We start from the raw sequence: 21798 nt of genomic DNA, 5'->3' as shown, positions 1-21798 counted from the left end.
CCGCCGCCCCGGCCGGCCCGCTCCCCCGCTACTTCTTCTTCCGGCCGCGCTTCTCGCGCACCCGCACCGAGAGGTGGATCGGTGTCCCCTCGAAACCGAACTCCTCGCGCAGCCGCCGCTCGATGAAGCGGCGGTAGCCCGCCTCCAGGAAGCCGGAGGCGAACAGCACGAAGCGCGGCGGGCGGGTGCCCGCCTGGGTGCCGAAGAGGATCCTCGGCTGCTTGCCGCCCCGGATGGGGTGGGGGTGGGCGGCCACCAGTTCGCCGAGGAAGGCGTTCAGCCGGCCGGTGGGCACCCGGGTCTCCCAGCCGGCCAGGGCGGTCTCGATCGCCGGGACCAGTTTCTCCATGTGGCGCCCGGTGCGCGCCGAGACGTTGACCCGCGGCGCCCACTGCACCTGGACCAGGTCCGTCTCGATCTCGCGCTCCAGGTAGTAGCGGCGCTCCTCGTCCAGGGTGTCCCACTTGTTGTAGGCGATGACCAGCGCGCGCCCGGCGTCGACCGCCATCGTGATGATGCGGGTGTCCTGCACGCTGATCGGCTCGCTGACGTCGATGAGGACGACCGCGACCTCGGCCTTCTCCAGCGCGGCGGCGGTGCGCAGCGAGGCGTAGTAGTCGGCGCCCTCCGTAAGGTGGACCCGGCGCCGGATGCCGGCGGTGTCGACGAACTTCCACGTCTTCCCGCCGAGCTCGACCAGCTCGTCCACCGGGTCGCGGGTGGTGCCCGCCAGCGCGTCGACGACCACCCGCTCCTCCCCCGCGATCTTGTTCAGCAGGGACGACTTGCCGACGTTGGGCCGGCCGATGAGCGCCACCCGGCGCGGGCCGCCGACTGCGCCGCCGAAGGTCTGCGGCGGGGCCTCGGGCAGCGCCTTCAGCACCTCGTCCAGCAGGTCACCGGTGCCCCGGCCGTGCAGCGCGGAGACCGGGTGGGGCTCGCCGAGGCCGAGCGACCACAGCATCGCGGAGTCGGCCTCCCCGGAGGGCCCGTCCACCTTGTTGGCGCACAGCACCACGGGCTTGCCCGTCCTGCGCAGCAGCTTGACCACGGCCTCGTCGGTGTCGGTCGCGCCGACCGTGGCGTCCACGACGAGGACCACCGCGTCGGCGGCCTCGATCGCGAACTCGGCCTGGGCCGCCACGGAGGCGTCGATGCCGAGGACGTCCTGCTCCCAGCCGCCGGTGTCCACCACCTTGAAGCGGCGCCCCGCCCACTCCGCCTCGTAGGTGACCCGGTCCCGGGTGACGCCCGGGCGGTCCTCCACGACGGCCTCGCGGCGGCCGATGATGCGGTTGACCAGGGTCGACTTGCCGACGTTCGGGCGGCCGACGACGGCCAGCACGGGCAGCGGGCCGTGTCCGGCCGCGCCGAGCGCTCCCTCGACCTCCTCGGCCTCGAATCCCTCCTGCGCGGCGAGCTCCATGAACTCCGCGTACTCGGCGTCGCCGAGCTCACCGTGCCCGTGCCCGTCGCCGATGTGGCCCTGCTCGTCCATGAAGTCCTGTCCTCGTGTCCGTGTGCTGTCGTGGTGTACGGCCGCCGCCCGCCCCGTCCGCGGCGCCCCCGGGGCCGGACGGGACCCGGTGTGTGGCAGGTCCAGTGTCGCCTAGCCGCGCCCGGTGCCGCGCCGGGCCTCGGCCAGGTGGGCGGTCAGCCGCTCCCGGATGCGCAGCGTCGCCTCGTCCAGTGCCGCCCTGGTCCGTCTGCCGCTGCCGTCGCCCGCCTGGAACGGTTCGCCGAACACGATGTCGACACGGCCGCGCAGCGGGGGCAGCGCGGGTATCGCCCGCCCCCGCGCCTCGGCGGTGCCCAGCACCGCCACGGGTACGACGGGCGCGCCGGAGCGCACGGCGAAGTAGGCGAGCCCCGAGCGCAGCTCGGCGAAGTCGCCCTCGCTCCGGGTGCCCTCCGGGAAGATCCCCAGCACCCCGCCGTTGGCCAGCACGCTCAGCCCCCGGAGGACCGCGCCGCGGTCGGCCGTCGTCCGGTCCACCCCTATCTGGCCTACGCCGCGCAGGAAGGGGTCGAGCGGGCCGGTGAACGCCTCCTGCTTGACCAGGAAGTGCACCGGCCGCGGCGCGGTGCCCATCAGCACCGGCCCGTCCACGTTGTGCGTGTGGTTGCCGGCGAGGATGACCGGCCCGGTGGCCGGGACCCGCCAGGCGCCGAGCACCCGGGGGCGCCACAGGCCGTGTACCAGCGCGATGCCGATACGCCGCCCCACCGCGGCGCCGCGCGCGCTGGGCACGTCCCCGGCCCGGGGGGCGGTACCCGGGCCGGGTGTGGTCCTCGCGCCGCTCATCCGGCCTGCTGCTTCTCTTCGATCAGGGTGATGACGCACTCGACGACCTGGTCCAGGGTCAGCTCGGTGGTGTCCACCTCGACGGCGTCGCCCGCCTTGCGCAGCGGGGAGGTCCTGCGGCCGGAGTCGGCGGCGTCCCGCCTGAGCAGCGCCTCGCGGGTGGCGTCCAGATCGACGCTCTGTCCGCCGCCCGCCGCCTTCAGCTCGCCGCCCCGGCGGGCCGCGCGGGCCTCGGGCGAGGCGGTGAGGAAGATCTTCACATCGGCGTCGGGCAGGACGGTGGTGCCGATGTCCCGGCCCTCGACGACGATGCCGGTCGGGGCGCCGGCGGCGATGGCGCGCTGCAGCTCGGTGATCCGGGCGCGGACCTCGGGCACCGCGCTGACCGCGCTGACCGCGTCGGTGACCTCCTGGGTGCGGATCGGACCGGCGGCGTCCGCGCCGTCCACGGTGATGGTCGGGTCGACCGGGTCGGTGCCGGAGACGATCTCGGGCCGGTCCGCGGCGGACGCCACGGCCGAGGCGTCCCGGACGTCGACGCCGTGCGTCAGCATCCACCAGGTGATCGCGCGGTACTGGGCGCCGGTGTCCAGGTAGCTCAGGCCGAGCTTCACCGCGACGGCCCTGGAGGTGCTGGACTTGCCCGTGCCGGAGGGGCCGTCGACGGCGACGATGACGGGGACCGGGGCGTCCTGGGACTCGGAGGCCGCCTGCCGGGATGTTGCTGCCACGGTGTCGGGCACCTTTCTCGAACTGCACGGGTTTCTCGGGCTGCGCCGGGCACAGGCCCGCCGGGGCACGGGGGACGGGCGGATCCGCCGGGCGCGGTCCTCCGCCGGGCATGCCGCCCGGCACCAGGCTACCGGGGGCGCGGCCCGCCTACTGCTGCCGGATGGCCCAGCCCCGCTCGCGCAGTGCCGCGGCCAGGACGGGAGCCGCGTCCGGCTCGACCATGAGCTGGACATGGCCCGCCTGCTGGCCGGTGGCGTGCTCGATCCGCACGTCCTCGATGTTGACCCCGGCCCGCCCGGCGTCGGCGAAGATCCGGGCCAGCTCGCCGGGGCGGTCGCTGATGAGCACGGCCACGGTCTCGTAGGCGGCGGGGGCCTGGCCGTGCTTGCCCGGGACCCGGGCCCGGCCGCTGTTGCCGCGGCGCAGCACGTCCTCGATGCCGGCCGCGCCGTCGGTGCGCTTGGCCTCGTCGGCGGACTGCAGCGCGCGCAGCGCCCGCACCGTCTCCGCCAGGTCTTCGGCCACGGCGGCGAGGACGTCGGCCACCGGGCCGGGGTTGGCGGAGAGGATGTCGATCCACATGGCCGGGTCGGAGGCGGCGATCCGCGTCACGTCGCGGATGCCCTGCCCGCACAGCCGCACCGCCGTCTCGTCGGCGGTCTCCAGCCGGGCCGCCACCAGGCTGGACACCAGCTGCGGGGTGTGCGAGACCAGGGCGACGGCCCGGTCGTGGGCGTCGGCGTCCATCACCACGGGGACGGCCCGGCAGAGCGCGACCAGTTCCAGGGCGAGGTTGAGCACCTCGGTGTCGGTCCCGGCGGTCGGGGTGAGCACCCAGGGCCGTCCCTCGAAGAGGTCGGCGCCGGCGGCCAGCGGGCCGGTGGTCTCCTTGCCGGCCATCGGATGCGTGCCCAGGTAGGTGGTCAGGTCGCAGCCCAGCGCCTCGGCCTCCCGGCGCGGGCCGCCCTTGACGCTGCCGACGTCGATGCAGCCGCGGGCCGCGCCCCGCCGCTGCACCTCGGCGACGGCGGCGGGGATGTGCGCGGGCGGTACGGCCACCACGGCGAGGTCAACCGGTCCCTCGGGCGGGCGGTCCGTCCCGGCGCCCAGCGAGGCGGCGGTGCGGACCCGGTCGGTGTCGCGGTCCGCCAGGTGCACCCGCACGCCGCGGCCGGCCAGGGCCAGCGCGACGGAGGTGCCGATGAGTCCGGTTCCGATGACGAGTGCCGACCTCACCTGTTCGCTCCCCTGCCTCCGCGGCGCGCCGCTGCCGTGCTGCCGCCGTCCTCGTGTCCGGACCAGCGTAGGCGCCGGCCCGCCGGTCCGGGTGCGCCGCCCGTCCCGTGAGACGTGGGGGCCACCGGGGGCGCGTGCCACAATCACGGCCGTGTCCTCACCCGCGCCGATACCCCCGGCCCCCGCCGTGCCCGGTCCGCACGCCCTGGTGCGCGACCACACCGTCTACTCGTGTGTGATGGGCTCGCGGGCCTTCGGGCTGGCCACCCGGAGCAGCGACACCGACCGGCGCGGTGTGTACGTGGCCCCGACGCCGCTGTTCTGGCGGCTCGACAAGCCCCCGGCCCATGTGGACGGCCCGGCACCGGAGCAGTTCTCCTGGGAGCTGGAGCGGCTGTGCGAGCTGGCGCTGCGGGCCAACCCCACCGTGCTGGAGTGCCTGCACTCCCCGCTCGTCGAGCGTGCCGACGAGGTCGGCCGGGAGCTGCTGGCACTGCGCGGGGCCTTCCTGTCCCGGCACGCGCACCGCACCTTCGCCAAGTACGCCGAGGGCCAGTACCGCAGGCTGGCCGCGCACCGGCGCGAGCGGGGCGAGGTGCGCTGGAAGCAGGCGATGCACCTGGTGCGGCTGCTGCTGTCCTGCCGCGACCTGCTGCGCACCGGAGAGCTGTCCGTCGACGCCGGCGCCCACCGGGAGCGGCTGCTGGCCGTCCGGCGCGGCGAGGTGCCCTGGGACGAGGTGGCCGCCTGGATCGCCCGGCTGCACGAGGAGACGGAGGCGGCCGCCGCCCGCACCCCGCTGCCCGCCGAACCGGACCGGGCACGGGTGGAGGACTTCCTGGTCCGCGTCCGCCGTGCCTACGTCTGAGCCGTCGGCCGGTCAGCCGCCTTCCGCACCCGTACGACCAGGTCGTGGAGGGCGTCGTGGCCTCCCGGCCGGTCCGGGAGGGCGGAGGCGTCCCGGGCATGGGCCAGGACGGCGTGCAGGACCTCGGTGTCGGCGCGCAGGCGGTCGGCGTCCGGTGCCCCCGAGGCGGGGACCGGGCCGTGCTCGGCCGCGGCCTTGGCCTCGACCAGTTCGGCGAGGTAGCCGGGCGCCTCGGCCACCCGGCCGAGCAGGGTGGGCAGATGGGCGCAGACCTCACCGGTGCGCATCAGGTGGATGCCGGTGAGCAGCGCGCGGAAGGTGTACAGCAGTGGCTTGAGCTCCCCCGTCCGCTCGTGCAGCCGCCACTGGGTGCCGGCGAAGCCCCGGTAGTGGTGGGCGTGGTGGCGGGTGAGCACCAAGGGCGCGAGGGCGGTCAGCTCGGCGTGCGCGGCGGTGGTGTGCACCACCAGCGGAGAGAGCAGCTGCTCCAGGACGTAGCCGTTGCGACGGAGCATCAGCCGGGCGAACTTGCGCAGGTCGTGGGTGACCAGGTCCGTCTCCGCGGCCGGCCCGAAAGCGCCGCGGTCCCACATGCGGGAGAAGGTCTCCTCGCCCTCCCGCAGTCCGATCAGGTCGTCCACCGGCAGCAGATGGACCCCGCGCAGGTCGATGTCCGAGTCGCGGGAGGGGAAGCCGTACAGGTGCGCGCCGGAGACGGTCGCGAAGATCAGCGGGTGACGCTGTCCGGCCAGGACAGGACGCAGGTCGGACAGGCCGGGCAGGCCGGTGGTACTCGGAGCGGTCATGCCGCCCATCCTGGCGGCCGGACGGCGGCGGCTGCCAGGGGGTTTCCCGGGCTGTGGCCCGGTGTGCCGGGACCCGCCACGGGGCCGCCGCGGACGAGTGGCGGGCGGGGGCGCGGCACGCCGGCCGCGGCCCCGCCGTCCCCGGGCTAGAGGCCGACCTCGTTCATCAGCATGCCGACCTCGGTGTTGGTCAGCCGCCGCAGCCAGCCGGACTTCTGGTCGCCCAGCGCGATGGGGCCGAAGCGGGTGCGGACCAGCCGGTCGACCGGGAAGCCGGACTCGGCGAGCATCCGGCGGACGATGTGCTTGCGGCCCTCGTGCAGGGAGACCTCGACCAGGTAGTTCTTCCCGGTGTTCTCCACGACCTTGAAGTGGTCCGCGCGCGCGTAGCCGTCCTCCAGCTTCACGCCCTCCTTGAGCCGCTTGCCCAGGTCGCGCGGGATCGGGCCCTGTATCGCGGCGAGGTAGGTCTTGCGGACGCCGTAGCGGGGGTGGGTGAGCCGGTGGGCGAGCTCGCCGTGGTTGGTGAGCAGGATCAGCCCCTCGGTCTCGGTGTCCAGCCGGCCCACGTGGAACAGCCGGGTCTCGCGGTTGGTCACGTAGTCGCCCAGGCACTGGCGGCCCTCCGGGTCCTCCATGGAGGAGACCACCCCGGCCGGCTTGTTGAGCGCGAAGAACAGGAACGACTGGGTGGCGATCGTCAGGCCGTCGACCTTGATCTCGTCCTGCTCCGGGTCCACCCGCAGGCCCTGCTCGGTGACGATCCTGCCGTTGACCTCCACCCGGCGCTGGTCGATCAGCTCCTCGCAGGCGCGGCGCGAGCCCATGCCGGCCCGGGCCAGGACCTTCTGCAGCCGCTCGCCCTCCGGCTCGCCGAAGGTCTTGGGCAGCTTCAGCGGCGGCTTGCTGTGCCGGGCGCGGTTGCGCTCCTCCAGCTGGGCCTCGTACTCACGGGGGCGGGCCGGGGCGGACCGTCCGCCGGTCCTGCCGCCCGTCCGCCCGCCTGCCCTGCCGCCCGCCCCGGTGCCGCCGCCCTTGCCCCTGGGCGCCCCCTTGGCGGTCCCGGATCCGCCGGACCGGTCCGGGCTGCCCGCGTCGTAACGGCGCTCCTCGGGACGGGGCCGCCCCGTGCGCTTCTGCCTGTCGTCGCGGCTGTTGCCCGCGCCCCGGTAGTTCCGGTTGCTGTTCCTGCCGCTGCTTCGCATCAAGGTTTCCGTCTAACTGTCTCTAGGTCCGGTCCCGGCGTGGGAATCGCCGCTGTCGTCCACGTCGAACGACGGCACCCCCTCCTGGCTCTCCGCCTCGACCGCGTCCGCCTCGGGGAGGAAGGGCGCGAGGTCCGGAAGCTCCGCCAGGCTCCGCAGGCCCATCCGCTCCAGGAAGTAGTTCGTCGTCCTGTACAGGATCGCACCTGTCTCGGGTTCCGTGCCCGCCTCCTCGACCAGTCCGCGCTGGAGGAGGGTGCGCATGACGCCGTCGCAGTTGACGCCGCGCACCGCCGAGACCCGGGAGCGGCTGACCGGCTGGCGGTACGCGACCACCGCCAGGGTCTCCAGGGCGGCCTGGGTGAGCCGGGCCTGCTGGCCGTCCAGGACGAAGCCCTCGACCGCGTCGGCGTACTCGGGGCGGGTGTAGAACCGCCAGCCGCCCGCGACCGGGCGCAGGTCGAAGCCGCGGCCCTGCCGGGTGTACTCCTCGGACAGCTCGCGCAGCGCCACGGCGACCGCGCGGCGGGGACGCCGGAGGATCTTCGCCAGCCGCTCCTCGGTGGCGGGCTCGTCGACGACCATCAGCACCGCCTCCAGGGCGGGCTTGAGATCCAGTTCGGCGACGGCGGAGGCGCCGGCCGGCGGGTGCGGGCCCGGGCCCGCACCGGTGGTCGCGTTCGTGTCCGGTCCTGTGCTCACTTCCGGCCGTCCTTCCCCTTGTCGTCTCCGCCGCCCGTCGCGCCGCCGGTGCCGTCCTGGGCGTCGAACTCGTCGGTGACCAGTGACAGCGCCTCCGCAGCCGCCGCCCCGCCGCTCCAGCGCACGGTGAGGACGCCCAGTGCCTCGGGCTGGTCGAGGAGGACCGCGCGCTCGCGGTACAGCTCCAGCAGCGCCAGGAAGCGGGCGACGACGGTGAGGGTGTCCGGCGCGTCCTCGACGAGTTCCGCGAAGCTCGCCTCGCCCCTCTCCCGGAGCCGGGCCACCACGATCCCGGCCTGTTCGCGGACGCTGACCAGCGGGGCGTGGATGTGGTCGACGTACACCTGCGGCTCCGGCCGGGGCTGCATCGCCTTGACGGCCAGCCTGGCGAAGCCCTCGGGGCCGATCCGGATGACCACCTCGGGCAGCAGCTCGGCGTGGTGCGGCTCCAGGCCCACCGTACGGGGGTGGCGGCGGGCCTCCGCGGCCAGCCGTCCGCCGAGGATCTCGGCGACCTGCTTGTAGGCGCGGTACTGCAGCAGCCGGGCGAAGAGCAGGTCGCGCGCCTCCAGCAGGGCGAGGTCGGCCTCGTCCTCCACCTCGGCGGAGGGCAGCAGCCGGGCGGCCTTGAGGTCGAGGAGGGTGGCGGCGACGACCAGGAACTCGGTGGCCTGGTCGAGGTCCCAGTCCGGCCCCATGGCACGGATGTGGGCCATGAACTCGTCGGTGACCCGGGACAGCGCCACCTCCGTGACGTCCAGCTTGTGCCTGGCGATCAGCTGGAGGAGCAGGTCGAAGGGGCCTTCGAAGTTGTCCAGCACGACCTTGAAGCGGCCGTCGTCCGGCTCGCCCTCCGTCCCGGGGCCCGGTCCGGGACCGGGGTCCTCCTTCTCCGGTCCCCCGGGTTCCTCCGGCCCCTCCGGTCCGGCGGCGGGTCCGGGCGGGGAGGCGGGAGCGGCCGTCTCCGGTCGCGGCGCGGGAGCTCCGGCCGGCCCGGGGTCCTCCGCTACGGGTTCTTCCGCACCGGCCCGGGCGGCTGGCTCCGCGTCCGCGCCGGGTTCCGCGCCGGCCGGGACCGGTCCGGGCGGCGCCGCCGGGGCGGCCGGTGCCGCCCCCGGCCCCCGGCCCAGCGGGCGGCGGGACGGCCGGGGGTCCGGCGCGGGTTCGTCGGCGGTCGGCATCGCGGGGCAGGTTACCGCCCCGCAGGTCAGCTGCCGCGCAGGCGGCGCACCAGGATGCTCGCGTCGCCGCGCGACTCCAGGTCCGCCAGGACCACGGCGACCGCCTCGCGGACGATCCGGCCGCGGTCCACCGCCAGGCCGTGCTCACCGCGGAGCACCAGCCGGGCGTGCTCGAGGTCCATCAGCTCCTCGGCGGAGACATAGACCGTGATCTTCTCGTCGTGGCGCTCGCGCCCGCTGGGGCGCCGGGCGGTGACACGGCCTCGCCGGGCCGGGGCCGCAGCGCCGGCCCGGCTTCTGGACTGGCCCCGGGCGCCGCCGACCGGCTGGGGCGCCGCCCGGCGCCCCTCCGCGGTGGCCTGGCCGTTCCGGGCCGGTGCCGCCGGGCCGGGCGACTGGCCCTGCGGGCTCTGCCGGGAGCCGCGGCCGCTGTGGCCGTCGGCGTCGGCCCCCGGGGAGCCCGGGGAAATCGGGGAACCAGCCGCCTCCGCCCCGCGGTCCGGACCGTCGTCCGCGGCCGGGGCGTGCCCGTCGGCCGGGACCGGCTCCCCCGAAGGAGCGGGGAGCCGGGCGGCGGGGGCGTCACCGCCGGAGTGCTGCTGGGGGGTCGACGGCTGGACCGGGGACCCCCCGGTGGAGCGGAACAGTTCGTCGGCTGCCGGGAGACTCACTCGGCGTGGCACCGGGCGAGCACCTCCCTGGCGAGCTGGCGGTAGGCGGCGGCACCGACGGAGTTGGAGGCGTAGGTGGTGATCGGCTCCCCGGCGACCGTGGTCTCCGGGAAGCGCACGGTGCGCCCGATGACGGTGTGGTACACGTTGTCGTCGAACGCCTCGACGACACGTGCGAGCACCTCGCGGCTGTGCACGGTGCGCGAGTCGTACATCGTCGCCAGGATGCCGTCGAGCCGCAGCTCGGGGTTGAGCCGCTCCTGGACCTTCTCGATGGTCTCGGTCAGCAGCGCCACACCGCGCAGCGCGAAGAACTCGCACTCCAGCGGCACGATCACCTTGTGCGCGGCGGTCAGCGCGTTGACGGTCAGCAGACCGAGGGACGGCTGGCAGTCGATCACGATGAAGTCGTAGTCGGGCAGCAGCGGCGTCAGTGCCCGCTGCAGCGTCGACTCCCGGGCGACCTCGCTGACGAGCTGCACCTCGGCGGCGGACAGGTCGATGTTGCTGGGCAGCAGGTCCATGCCCGCCACCGCCGTCTTCAGCAGCACCTCGTCGGGCGACATGCCGCGCTCCATGAGGAGGTTGTAGACGGTCAGGTCCAGCTCCATCGGGTTGACGCCGAGGCCGACCGAGAGCGCGCCCTGGGGGTCGAAGTCCACGAGCAGCACCCGGCGGCCGTACTCGGCCAGCGCGGCGCCCAGGTTGATGGTGGAGGTGGTCTTGCCGACCCCGCCCTTCTGGTTGCACATCGCGATGATCTTCGCCGGGCCGTGTTCGCTGACCGGGCCGGGGATCGGGAAGTACGGCAGCGGGCGGCCGGTGGGACCGATGCGCTCGCGGCGCTGCCGGGCGGCGTCGGGCGCGAGGGTGGCGGCGTACTCGGGATCGGGCTCGTACTCCGCGTCGGGGTCGTAGAAGTGCCCCTCGGGGAGTTCCCCGTAGTGGGGGTCCTGGTGGTCGGGCAGTCGGCCGGCGGACTCGCCGCCCGAGTGGTCGGCGGCCATGGCGCTCGCGCGGTGACCGTCCGTGCTCTGGTGGGCTGTCATGCTCGCCTGGTTCTGGTGGGCTGCGAAAGTCTGGACAGCGACGGAGCCGACGGCGCCGAGTCCCGCGGGGCCCTGGCCCCGCGAAGGCGTTCCTGGTTGGGCACCCCCGGGAGTAAATGTCGACTCATTCACAAGTCGTCCTACCTCCTTGGTGACCAGGAAACTTCTAGACAGATCAGCGTGGCACCATGCCGATGATTGGCGACTCTATGGCGTGTCGGTGGTCCGCAGCAACACAATCCGCCGTAGACGGCGCGATGTGTCGGCAACCGCATACCCATCTGTCAAGGGCGTAACAACCGCGCACGCGGGGCCCGGAGGAGCGCGAAACGGCAGAAGAGCGACGATCCCGACCAGTTGACCATGCGATGACCAGGGATGTCGACATGCGCGCCGGGCCGGCGGACCGGGCCGGCTGCTTCCAAGCCAGGAGGGTGACACGGCAATCACTTTGTTGACGCACGATGTTGACGCTTTACCGACTTTTCACCTGACACCCCGTCGGCGGGTCCGCCGGTGACCCCACCGGCCACCGGCGGACCCGCCGTTCCGGCCGTCAGCCGAGCAGCGTCTCCGGCTCGCGCGCCGACAGGCCGTGCGCCTCGGCGACCGGCCCGTGGGTGACCTCGCCGTCGTGGACGGTGAGCCCCCCGGCGAGCGCCGGATCACGGCGCAGCGCCTCACGCCAGCCGTGGTCGGCCAGCTCCACCACGTACGGCAGCGTGGCGTTGGTGAGCGCGTACGTGGAGGTGCTGGGCACCGCGCCGGGCATGTTGGCCACGCAGTAGAAGACCGAGCCGTGGACGGTGAAGGTCGGCTCCGCGTGGGTGGTGGGGCGCGAGTCCTCGAAGCAGCCGCCCTGGTCGATGGCGATGTCGACCAGGACGCTTCCCGGCCTCATCCGCGCCACCAGCTCATTGGTGACCAGCTTCGGCGCCCGGGCCCCCGGGATCAGCACGGCGCCGATGACCAGATCGGCGTCCAGTACGGCCCGCTCCAGCTCGTAGGCGTTGGAGGTGACCGTCCGCACCCGGTTCCCGAAGATCCGGTCGGCCTCGCGCAGCTTGCGCACGTCCTTGTCGAGCAGGGTGACCTGGAAGCCCATGCCGACGGCGATCTGGGTGGCGTTCCAGCCCGCCACCCCGCCGCCGATGACGGCGGCGCGGCCCGCCGGGGCACCCGGCACACCACCGGGCAGCACGCCGCGCCCGCCCGCCGACCGCATCAGGTGGTACGCGCCGACCTGGGGGGCGATCCGGCCGGCGACCTCGGACATCGGCGCCAGCAGCGGGAGCGCCCCGTCGGCGGTCCGTACCGTCTCGTAGGCGATCGCGGTGGTGCCGGAGCGCAGCAGCGCCTCGGTGCACTCGCGGGACGCGGCCAGATGGAGATAGGTGAACAGGACCTGGTCCTTGCGCAGCCGGTGGTACTCCTCGGCGACCGGCTCCTTGACCTTCAGTACCAGCTCGGCGGTGGCCCACACCTCGTCGGCGTCGTCCAAGACGGTGGCGCCGGCCTCGGCGTACTCCCGGTCGCCGATGGCGGAGCCCGCCCCGGCGTCCCGCTCCACGTAGACCCGGTGGCCGCCGCGTACGAGTTCGTGCACACCGGCCGGGGTGATGGCCACGCGGAACTCGTTGTTCTTGACTTCACGGGGGATGCCGACCTTCATGTCGATCACGGTCCTCGTATCGGGGGTTGTGGGATGGACCGGGACGCACTCCGCGGCGCCCGGACGTCGGGTGGACATCCGGCCACGGCGGAGCGGCCGCAGCCCAGGCAGTCTATTGAAGGATTTACCCCTGTCCACCCTTAGGATGTTTCAGTTTTTTTGCGAAACGCCAACGTTTCCCAGGGGGAGCTGCTGGAGCGGGGCAGCCGGCCGCCACCGGCCCCCGCTACCCTCCGCCGCCGTCCGCACGCTTCCGCGCCCGCTCGGCCTCCGCCAGCGCACGGGCGCACCCCTCCTCGTCGCCCAGCCTGCGGCACACCGCGGCCGCGGCCCGCCAGGCGCGCAGCGCCTCCTCCCAGCGCTCCGCGCGGCGGTGCCCGTCCCCGATCCGGGCGTACAGCCGGGCCTCGTCCGCCAGGTCGCCGCCGGTCTGGCACAGGGCCAGCGCCCGGCCGTACCAGTCCGCCGCCCGCTGCCGGTCCCCCAGGACCGCGTGCACGTCCCCGAGGGACTCCATGGCCCGCACGGCGAACGCGCCGCCGTCCTGCCCGCCGAGGGCCCGGGCGGCGTCCAGCGCGGCCCGGTAGCGCTCCAGCGCCCGCCGGGGGCGGCCGGCTCCCGAGTCGAGGTCGCCGAGATCCAGCAGGGCGGCGGCACGTTCGCCGTGCAGGCCCCGCCGCCCGGTGACCGGCAGCAGCAGCTCGTGCAGGCGGTACCGCTCGGCTGCGGACCCCTCGGCCCCGCGGTGCGCCCGCAGCGCCGCGGCCAGGGCGACGGCCGGCCGCCGGGCGAGGGCGTCCAGCTCCCCGTCGGCCGCCGCGAGCCGGGCGGCGGCACGCAGGGCGGGCAGCCGGGAGTCGAGCCAGGCGGCGGCCTCGGCGCGGGTGTCGAAACGCAGGGCGCGCGGCAGCCCGGCCGCCCTGGCCCGGGCCGGCGAGCCGGGCGGTTCGGCGGCGGCCCGGCAGGACCCCAGCAGCCGCACCGTCCGTTCCAGCAGTCTCGCTCGCGCCAGCCGTGCCTCGGCGGCACACTCCCCCGCCGCCAGCAGGGCGGCCAGCAGAGGATGCAGGCAGTCCGGGACCGTGTAGTGCCGGAAGACGGCGGCCGGTCCGGGCCCGGTGGCGGGACGCAGCAGGCCGAGCCGGGCGAGGTGCTCCAGCGCCGCCCCGGCCGTCCGCGGCGGACAGCCCGCCAGGGCGGCCGCGACATGGGCGTCGACCAGCCCGGCCGGGGCGAGGGCCAGCAGCCGCAGGAGGCGGGCCGCGGACGGCGGCAGCGAGTCGTACACCAGCCGGAAGGCACGGACCAGCGGGTGGGCGGGCACGGTACGGCGCCTCCCGGGGCGCGGAACGCGGGCGGGGACCGGTCCGTCCGCGGTGCGCGCCGGGCTTCCGCCGCTCCCGCCGGGAACACCCGCGCCGGTCTCCCCGCCGGGGACCGCGCCCGGGAGAAGCCCGTCGGGAAGCTCCGCCAGCCGCCGGAGCGCCTCGGCGACGGACGCCATGGGATGGGCCGCCAGCCAGCCGCCCGCCAGGACGAGCGCGGCGGGCAGCCCGCCGCACGCCTCGGCCAGCTCCTCGGCGGCACGCGGATCGACGGTGAAGCGGAGGTCGTCCCCGGCGCACCGGGCCAGCAGGGCGACGGCCGAGCCGGTGTCGAGCCCGCCGAGCGTGCAGGGCCGCACGCCCCGGACACCGGTCAGCGGCCCCCCGGAGACCGCCAGGACGAGGCAGTCCGGGTTGTCCGGGAGCAGGCCCGCCAGCTGCCCGGGTCCGGTCACCCCGTCCAGCAGCAGGACGCGGCGGCCGTCGCCGAGTACGGCGCGCAGCTCCCCGGTGAGCTCCTCCTCCCCCGCTCCGGCCGGTACCGGGCGGCGGAGCGCGCCGAGCAGATCCCGGGCGGTGTCCTCGGCGGGCACGGGGGTGCCGTCCGGGCCGGTGAGCCGGGCGCGCAGCACCCCGCCGGGGTGGTCGGCGGCCACCCGCCGCACGAACTCCTCCGCCAGCGCGGTGCGGCCCGAGCCGGGACGGCCCGCGACGAGCAGCACCCGGCCGCGGGGCACGGGGCGGCCGGAGAGGGCGTCCGGCCCGCGGCCGGCGTCGGCGCGCAGCCGGTCCAGCTCGCGCCGCCGTCCGGTGAAGCCGTCCGCGGCGAAGCCGTCCGCGCCGGCCCCCGGTCCGGAGCCGGCGGCCGGGACCGGACCACCGGTGTGCACCGCCTGATCCACCACAGAACGAGGGTAGTTCACCCGCCCCGGCCCGGCACCGGGACGGGGCGCGGCGGTCTCAGGCCCGGAACGGCCGGGCGGGCCAGGGGGCCTCGGCCGGCCGGAGGGCGTCCAGGCCCGCCGGGCCGTCGGCCCGGGCGGCGCTCAGTGCCAGCACACCGGACACCAGGCAGTTGTTGTGCAGGTCGCCGGCCAGCACGCCGCGGACCAGGTCCGCCAGCGGAACCCGGGCCACCTCCATGTCGGCCTCCTCCTCCTCGGCGGCGAAGCGCTCGCCGTCGGCCTCGGACAGCCCGCGGGCCAGGAAGATCCGGATCGCCTCGTCGCTGCCGCCCGGCGAGGAGTACAGGTCGACCAGCACCCGCCAGTCCTCGGCCTTGGCGTGCGCCTCCTCGTACAGCTCGCGGCGGGCGGCGGCCAGCGGGTTCTCGCCCGGGACGTCGAGCAGCCCGGCGGGGATCTCCCACAGCTTGTGGCGCACCGGGTGCCGGTACTGGTTGAGGACCAGCACCCGGTCCCGCTCGTCCAGCGCGAGGACGGCCACCGAGCCGGGATGCACCTGGTAGTCGCGGGCCGCGACGGAGCCGTCCGGCATCACCACGCGGTCGGTGCGCACACCGGTCTTGTTGCCGGTGAAGGGCGTCTCGCTGGAGACGACCCGCCACTGGAGCGGGGTGTCCCGCAGCCGCCCGTCGTTCTCCGCCACGGCTCAGACCCCCTCGGTCACGGCGGCGTCCGCCGTGGTGTCCGCGCCGGCGCCGACGCCCTGCCGGCGCTCGACCGCCGCCTTCACCAGGCCGGCGAAGAGCGGATGCGGGCGGGTGGGCCGGGAGCGCAGCTCGGGGTGGGCCTGGGTGGCCACCAGGTACGGGTGGACCTCGCGCGGGTACTCCACGTACTCCACCAGCTTGTTGTCCGGGGAGGTGCCGGAGAAGACCAGCCCGGTCTTCTCCAGCTCGGTGCGGTAGCGGTTGTTGACCTCGTACCGGTGGCGGTGGCGCTCCTCGACGTACGGCTCGCCGCCGTACACCTCGCGCACGATCGACCCCTCGGCGAGCTTGGCCGGGTACATGCCCAGCCGCATGGTGCCGCCCATGTCGCCCTCACCGGCGACGATCTCCAGCTGTTCCTCCATCGTGGAGATCACCGGATGGGGCGCGGCCCGGTCGAACTCGGTGGAGTTGGCACCCTCGATGCCCGCCAGGTTCCGGGCCGCCTCGATGACGATGCACTGCAGTCCCAGACACAGGCCCAGCAGCGGGACGCCGTTCTCGCGGGCGTAGGTGATCGCCGCCACCTTGCCCTCCACCCCGCGCTCGCCGAAGCCGCCGGGGATGCAGACCGCGTCCACGTCGCCGAGCTGCTTGCGCGCCCCGCCCGGGACCCGGCAGTCGTCGGAGGTGACCCACTTGATCCGCACCCGGGCGTTGTTGGCGAAGCCGCCCGCGCGCAGTGCCTCGGTGACCGACAGATAGGCGTCGGGCAGGTCGATGTACTTGCCGACCAGCGCGACGGTCACCTCGTGCTCGGGCTGGTGGACACGGCGCAGCAGGTCGTCCCAGCGGGTCCAGTCCACGTCCCGGAAGGGCAGGCCCATCCGGCGCACCACGTAGGCGTCCAGGCCCTCGCCGTGCAGCACCCGGGGGATGTCGTAGATGGAGGGGGCGTCCTTGCAGGCCACCACCGCCTCCTCGTCCACGTCGCACATCAGCGAGACCTTGCGCTTGATGGAGACGGGCACGTCGCGGTCGGCGCGCAGCACGATCGCGTCGGGCTGGATGCCGATGTTGCGCAGGGCGGCCACCGAGTGCTGGGTGGGCTTGGTCTTCAGCTCCCCGGAGGGGCCGATGTAGGGCAGCAGCGAGATGTGGACGACGAAGACGTTGTCGCGGCCGACCTCGTGCCGCACCTGGCGCACCGCCTCCAGGAACGGCAGCGACTCGATGTCGCCGACGGTGCCGCCGACCTCGGTGATCACCACGTCCACGTCATCGGTGGCCATCCGGCGGATGCGGTGCTTGATCTCGTTGGTGATGTGCGGGATGACCTGCACGGTGTCGCCCAGGTACTCGCCGCGCCGCTCCTTGGCGATCACCGTGGAGTACACCTGGCCGGTGGTGACGTTCGCCGAGCCGTCGAGGTCGACGTCGAGGAAGCGCTCGTAGTGGCCGATGTCCAGGTCCGTCTCGGCGCCGTCGTTGGTGACGAACACCTCGCCGTGCTGGAAGGGGTTCATCGTGCCGGGGTCGACGTTGAGGTACGGGTCCAGCTTCTGCATCGTGACCCGCAGCCCCCGGGCCTTGAGCAGCGCGCCGAGGCTGGAGGCGGTGAGCCCCTTGCCGAGCGAGGAGGCGACACCCCCCGTGACGAAGAGGTGCTTGGTCGTCATGGATTTGGGCGGCATGGCCAAGAGGGGGCTCCCGTGGTCGCGTGGTGACGTGCGCTCCGGCGCCCCGGCCGGTGGGAGGGGTGCCGTCGCTGCGGTTCGGGGGTTGTTGTGCCCTCCGCTCCACGGGCTACCAGGGTATCAGCGGCGGACCGGAGGCGCCGATGCGGCGCCCTCCCGGCCCGGAACGTGGCACAGTGTGCGGACGCGCGCGGGAGCGGGCCGTGGACCGCCGGTCCCCGGGTACGGGCACCGTGTGCGGACACCGTGTCCGGGCAGGGCGTACGGGCAGGGCGCGGCCGTGCCCCGGCGCCTCCCCGGCCGATAGGCGATAGTGGTCACCCGGACGGGTCCGTCGGCCCTAGGGTGACCTCGGCGCGGCCCTTCGGCGGCGTCGTATCCTGCTCAGACTGTCCGCGCGGGTCTTCCCCGCGCGGCAGCATGGAAAACCGCGCGTCCCACGGGGCGTAGCCACTGTTCGACTGGAGATGCTCGTGGCCGGGCGCATCGAGGATTACGCACTCATCGGGGACATGCAGACCGCCGCCCTGGTCTGCCGGGACGGGTCGGTGGACTGGCTCTGCCTGCCCCGGTTCGACTCCCACGCCGTCTTCGCCGGGCTCCTGGGCACCGAGGAGCACGGCTTCTGGCGGCTGGGCCCCGCGCATGCCGCCGGCCAGCAGCCGCCGCACGCCACCCGGCGCCGTTACCGGGGCGACTCCCTGGTCCTGGAGTCGGAGTGGGACACCCCCCGGGGCACGGTGCGGGTGATCGACTTCATGCCGCCGCGCGAGCACCACGCCCCGCAGCTGGTGCGCGTCGTGGAGGGCGTCAGCGGCCGGGTGCCGATGCGCTCGGCACTGCGGATGCGGTTCTCCTACGGCCAGATCGTCCCGTGGGTGCACAAGGTGGACGGCCGCACCGTCGCCGTCGCCGGACCCGACTCCGTCTGGGTGGACAGCGAGGTCGACACCTACGGCGAGAACCTGACCACCTACGCCGACTTCACCGTCGCCCCGGGCGACCGGGTCGCCATGACCATCAGCTGGCAGCCCTCCCACAACGGTCCCCCGCCACTCGCGGACCCGGAGATGTCGCTGGCCGCGACCGAGGACTTCTGGCGCGACTGGGTGGCGCACTGCACGTACCACGGCCCGTACCGGGAGGCGGTCGTCCGCTCCCTGATCACGCTGAAGGCGCTCACCTACGGCCCGACCGGCGGCATCGTCGCCGCCCCCACCACCTCGCTGCCCGAGCACATCGGCGGGGTCCGCAACTGGGACTACCGCTTCACCTGGCTGCGCGACGCGGCGATCACCCTCTCCTCGCTGCTGCGCACCGGCTACCGCGAGGAGGCGCTGGCCTGGCGGGAGTGGCTGCTGCGCGCGGTCGCCGGGGACCCGGAGAACCTCCAGATCATGTACGGCATCGCGGGCGAGCGCGAGCTGGGCGAGACGGAGCTGTCCTGGCTGCCCGGCTACGAGGACTCCCAGCCGGTACGGGTCGGCAACGGCGCCGCCGGCCAGCTCCAGCTCGACGTCTACGGCGAGACCATCGAGGCGCTGCACCTGGCCCACATGACCGGGCTGGCCCGCAACGACTACGCCAGCCTGCTCCAGATCAAGCTGATCAGCTATCTGGAGGACCACTGGACGGACCCGGACGAGGGCATATGGGAGGTGCGCGGGCCGCGCCGGCACTTCGTGCACTCCAAGGTCATGGCGTGGGTCGCGGTGGACCGCACGATCCGCCTGATCGAGTCCGGCGAGGCCCACGGTCCCCTGGAGCGGTGGCGCGAGCTGCGCGACACGATCCACCGGGACGTCTGCGAGAAGGGTTACGACCCCGAGCGCAACACCTTCACCCAGTCCTACGGGTCGACGGAGCTGGACGCCGCGCTGCTGCTCATCCCGCAGGTGGGCTTCCTGCCCCCGGACGACAAGCGGGTCATCGGCACCATCGAGGCCATCCAGCGCGAGCTGTCCACCCCGGACGGCTTCGTGATGCGCTACCCGACGGCGGGCGAGCAGGAGGGCCTGGACGGGCTGGAGGGCGACGAGGGCGCGTTCCTGGCCTGCTCGTTCTGGCTGGCCGACGACCTGGCGATGATCGGCCGGGTCGAGGAGGCGCGCAAGCTGTTCGAGAAGCTGCTCTCCCTGCGGAACGACCTGGGGCTGCTCGCCGAGGAGTGGGACTCCCGGCTCCAGCGCCAGGTGGGCAACTTCCCGCAGGCGTTCAGCCACGTGCCCCTGATCGACACGGCCCTGCGGCTGACGGCCTCGGGCGCGTACGGCGGCTGACCGTGCCGGGTGCGGCCCCGCTCCGGGCGGGGCCGCACCCGGCCACACCTGGGTGAGAGCGCTCTCAGCGGGTGTTCTGCACGCTGTCGGCCGTTGGCGGTAGCGTCGTGACTCCCAGAAGAGTTAAGGAGTGTCCCCGTGCACGGTTCCCGGCCCACCCTCGAAGCGGTCGCCGCCCACGCCGGTGTCTCCCGCGCCACCGTGTCGCGGGTGGTCAACGGGGGCGAGGGCGTACGCAAGGCGCTCCGCGAGCGGGTCCAGGCGTCGGTGGCCGCGCTCGGCTACGTCCCCAACCGCGCGGCCCGCAGCCTGGTCACCCGCCGTACAGGCGCCGTGGCCGTGGTGATCGCCGAGCCGGAGACCAGGGTGTTCTCCGACCCCTTCTTCGCCCAGCAGCTGCGCGGCATCAGCCGGGAACTGTCCGCGTGCGACCTGCAGCTCGTCCTGCTCCTGCTGGAGGGGCGCACCAACCACGACCGCATCGGACGCTATCTGGCGGGCGGACACGTGGACGGCGCGCTGATGTTCTCGCTGCACCGCGACGACCCGCTGCCGTCGATGGCCGGCGCCACCGGCCTGCCCACGGTCTTCGGCGGACGGCCGGGCTGGCCCGGCGCCGAGGACGACCCGGATCTGCTCTACGTGGACACCGACAACCGCGGCGGCGCCCGGCAGGCGGTGGCACACCTGCTGGAGCGGGGACGGCGGCGGATCGCCGTGATCACCGGCCCGCTGGACCAGACCTCCGCCCAGGACCGGCTCGACGGCTACCACGACGCCCTCGGGGCGGCCGGGACCGATCCGGCGCTGGTCGCCCACGGCCACTTCACGGCCGAGGGCGGCGAGCACGCCATGGCCGAACTGCTGGACCGCCGCCCCGACCTGGACGCGGTGTTCGCCTGCAACGACCTGATGGCCTCCGGAGCGCTGCGGACACTGCGCGCCCGGGGCCGGCGGGTGCCCGAGGACGTCGCGGTGGTCGGCTACGACGACCTGGAGGCGGCCTGGGCCGATCCGGCGCTGACCACCGTCCGCCAGGACGTCCAGGAGATGGGGCGGATGATGGCCGGCCTGCTGCTGCGGCGGCTGGGGCTGGCCGCGGACGGCGTCCCGCCCGCCGGGCCCCTGGCCCCGGTCGTCACCCCCGCCAGGCTGGTCGTCCGCGACTCCAGCTGACGGCCGGCGCCCACCGGCGGGACGGGTCCCGGAGGCGGTTTCACACCCGGGTCAGCTCGTCGTACACGTTCAGCACCCTGGCCACCGCGTCGTCCCCGGCACCGGACGCCTCCCCGCCGAACGGCGTGCGCCGGCGGCCGGGACCGGCCAGCAGTCCCGTCACCACCGCCGCCAGCGCGTCCGCGTCGCCGTAGGGCACCGGCAGTGCGCCGCCGCCGGCGGCACCGGGCGGTCCGGCCACCACCAGCGGCGCCTGTGCCCGCAGCGCCTCCACGGCCTCCGGCGACCGCTCCGCCCGGTGCCCGGGCAGCACCACGACATCGGCCGCGGCGAGCAGCTCCGGGACGTCCTCCCGCCGCCCCAGCAGCCGTACCGGCAGGCCCTCGGCGTCGACACGGCGCTGGAGCGCGCCTCGTCCCGACCCCTCCCCGACGACGGCCAGCAGCGGAACGGGGTCGAGGCACCCCCAGGCGCGGGAGGCGGTCAGCAGGGCGGTGAGCCCCCGGTGGGGAGTGAGCCCGCCGAGCGCGAGGACCAGCGGGCGCCCGGTGACGCCGAGTTCGGCGCGGGTCTTCTCCCGCGCCCCGTCCGCCCCGTCCGCGGCACCGGGCGCCGGAGGCGGGACGGCGGGCGCGAGCCGGACGTCGCGGGCGCCGTGGCGGCGGGCCCGCTCCACCAGTTCCGGTGCCGTGCCGAGCACCACCCGCGCGGCCCGCACCACCCGCCGCTCCAGCAGCGGCAGCAGCCGGGCCCGCAGCCCCGCGGCCCGGGTACGGCCGTGCCAGGTGACCACCAGGGGCGGGTGGCGGCGCCCGCACAGCGCCAGTGCGGCCAGCGCACCGGCCCGCAGCCCGTGGGCGTGCACCACGTCGGCGTCCGCGCACACCGCGCGCAGCACCGCGGCCGCCGCGGCGTCCGTACGGCGGGGCAGCGGGACGGCGGGGGCACCGGTGGAACCGCCGCCGGGACCGTCCGGCCCGGCACCACCCGGCGCGCAGACCGTCACCCGCAGCCCGCGTGCCACGAGTCCGGCGGCCAGTGCCCGCACCTGCGCACGGGCCCGGGCACCGCCGCCGAGCACCTGCACGACATGCACCGGCGCCCGGCCGTACGGAACGGCCGATGTGCTGCTCACGAGGGGACCACGGGCTCGGAACTCCTGGTTCTGACGGCTCTGTCGGCTCCCCGGCGGGGAACCGGGCGACCGTCCGGGCGGGGCCGCGGGCGCGCCCCGGCGTACGGCGGCGTACCGCGGCACCCGGCACCCGGACGGTGTGCCGCC

The 21798-nt window shown here is 74.9% G+C and carries 18 protein-coding genes; 3 read left to right on the top strand and 15 right to left on the bottom strand.

The genetic code is table 11. From position 1 onward, the window contains the following. Positions 1-28: 28 nt before the first annotated feature. The 4 genes from der to V1L54_RS28220 form a co-directional block, all read right to left on the bottom strand. A complete protein-coding gene (gene der, locus V1L54_RS28235) occupies positions 29-1498 on the bottom strand; it encodes a ribosome biogenesis GTPase Der (RefSeq protein ID WP_330120995.1) in 1470 nt (489 codons plus the stop codon). Positions 1499-1609: 111 nt separating this feature from the next. Next, positions 1610-2305: a lysophospholipid acyltransferase family protein gene (locus V1L54_RS28230; protein WP_330120994.1), complete on the bottom strand. Its 696-nt coding sequence runs from the start codon at positions 2303-2305 to the stop codon at positions 1610-1612. Then, positions 2302-3036, bottom strand: a complete 735-nt coding sequence (cmk, locus tag V1L54_RS28225; protein WP_330120993.1) for a (d)CMP kinase — start codon at positions 3034-3036, stop codon at positions 2302-2304. The genes V1L54_RS28230 and cmk overlap by 4 nt, the downstream gene beginning before the upstream one ends. Positions 3037-3184: 148 nt before the next feature. Next, the gene (locus tag V1L54_RS28220) at positions 3185-4273 is read right to left on the bottom strand and encodes a prephenate dehydrogenase (protein ID WP_330120992.1); all 1089 of its coding nucleotides are present in this window, start codon (positions 4271-4273) and stop codon (positions 3185-3187) included. A 238-nt stretch (positions 4274-4511) separates the two neighbouring features. Here V1L54_RS28220 and V1L54_RS28215 point away from each other — a divergent pair, with 238 nt between their 5' ends. After that, the gene (locus V1L54_RS28215) at positions 4512-5141 is read left to right on the top strand and encodes a nucleotidyltransferase domain-containing protein (RefSeq protein WP_330121009.1); all 630 of its coding nucleotides are present in this window, start codon (positions 4512-4514) and stop codon (positions 5139-5141) included. Here V1L54_RS28215 and V1L54_RS28210 read toward each other — a convergent pair. From V1L54_RS28210 to pyrG, 10 genes are all read right to left on the bottom strand, one after another. Then, a complete protein-coding gene (locus V1L54_RS28210) occupies positions 5132-5947 on the bottom strand; it encodes a nucleotidyltransferase domain-containing protein (RefSeq protein ID WP_330120991.1) in 816 nt (271 codons plus the stop codon). The genes V1L54_RS28215 and V1L54_RS28210 overlap by 10 nt on opposite strands. A gap of 146 nt (positions 5948-6093) precedes the next feature. Further along, positions 6094-7152, bottom strand: a complete 1059-nt coding sequence (locus V1L54_RS28205) for a pseudouridine synthase (RefSeq protein ID WP_330120990.1) — start codon at positions 7150-7152, stop codon at positions 6094-6096. 12 nt (positions 7153-7164) lie between these two features. Next, positions 7165-7854: an SMC-Scp complex subunit ScpB gene (gene scpB, locus V1L54_RS28200; RefSeq protein WP_443076816.1), complete on the bottom strand. Its 690-nt coding sequence runs from the start codon at positions 7852-7854 to the stop codon at positions 7165-7167. Beyond that, entirely contained in the window at positions 7851-9035 is a 1185-nt protein-coding gene (locus V1L54_RS28195) for a segregation and condensation protein A (protein WP_330120989.1), read from the bottom strand. The genes scpB and V1L54_RS28195 overlap by 4 nt, the downstream gene beginning before the upstream one ends. A gap of 26 nt (positions 9036-9061) precedes the next feature. Beyond that, on the bottom strand, positions 9062-9706 hold the full coding sequence (locus V1L54_RS28190) for a hypothetical protein (RefSeq protein ID WP_330120988.1): 645 nt from the start codon (positions 9704-9706) through the stop codon (positions 9062-9064). Next, positions 9703-10755: a ParA family protein gene (locus V1L54_RS28185; RefSeq protein WP_330120987.1), complete on the bottom strand. Its 1053-nt coding sequence runs from the start codon at positions 10753-10755 to the stop codon at positions 9703-9705. The genes V1L54_RS28190 and V1L54_RS28185 overlap by 4 nt, the downstream gene beginning before the upstream one ends. A 556-nt stretch (positions 10756-11311) precedes the next feature. Then, positions 11312-12427 carry an alanine dehydrogenase gene (ald, locus tag V1L54_RS28180; RefSeq protein WP_330121007.1) on the bottom strand — a complete coding sequence of 372 codons (1116 nt, stop codon included), beginning with the start codon at positions 12425-12427 and terminating at the stop codon, positions 11312-11314. Positions 12428-12653: 226 nt separating this feature from the next. Then, the gene (locus V1L54_RS28175; protein WP_330120986.1) at positions 12654-14657 is read right to left on the bottom strand and encodes a tetratricopeptide repeat-containing protein; all 2004 of its coding nucleotides are present in this window, start codon (positions 14655-14657) and stop codon (positions 12654-12656) included. Positions 14658-14712: 55 nt separating this feature from the next. Next, positions 14713-15360 (bottom strand): NUDIX domain-containing protein, encoded by a 648-nt coding sequence (locus V1L54_RS28170; RefSeq protein WP_330120985.1) that lies wholly within the window; start codon positions 15358-15360, stop codon positions 14713-14715. Positions 15361-15363: 3 nt separating this feature from the next. Next, positions 15364-17058 carry a CTP synthase gene (gene pyrG / locus V1L54_RS28165; RefSeq protein ID WP_330120984.1) on the bottom strand — a complete coding sequence of 565 codons (1695 nt, stop codon included), beginning with the start codon at positions 17056-17058 and terminating at the stop codon, positions 15364-15366. Positions 17059-17534: 476 nt separating this feature from the next. On the opposite strand from pyrG, the gene V1L54_RS28160 reads away from it, so the two are divergent. Beyond that, complete coding sequence (locus tag V1L54_RS28160; protein ID WP_330120983.1) at positions 17535-19340, top strand: glycoside hydrolase family 15 protein; 1806 nt, start codon at positions 17535-17537, stop codon at positions 19338-19340. 138 nt (positions 19341-19478) lie between these two features. Beyond that, complete coding sequence (locus V1L54_RS28155) at positions 19479-20516, top strand: LacI family DNA-binding transcriptional regulator (RefSeq protein ID WP_330120982.1); 1038 nt, start codon at positions 19479-19481, stop codon at positions 20514-20516. Positions 20517-20556: 40 nt separating this feature from the next. Here the strand turns inward: V1L54_RS28155 and V1L54_RS28150 are convergent, their stop codons facing one another. Beyond that, a complete protein-coding gene (locus V1L54_RS28150) occupies positions 20557-21651 on the bottom strand; it encodes a glycosyltransferase (protein WP_330120981.1) in 1095 nt (364 codons plus the stop codon). Positions 21652-21798 lie beyond the last annotated feature (147 nt).

Source organism: Streptomyces rubellus (genome assembly GCF_036323805.1).
In the GTDB taxonomy this organism is placed as follows: Bacteria; Actinomycetota; Actinomycetes; order Streptomycetales; family Streptomycetaceae; genus Streptomyces.
This window is presented reverse-complemented; position numbering and strand designations above follow the sequence as displayed.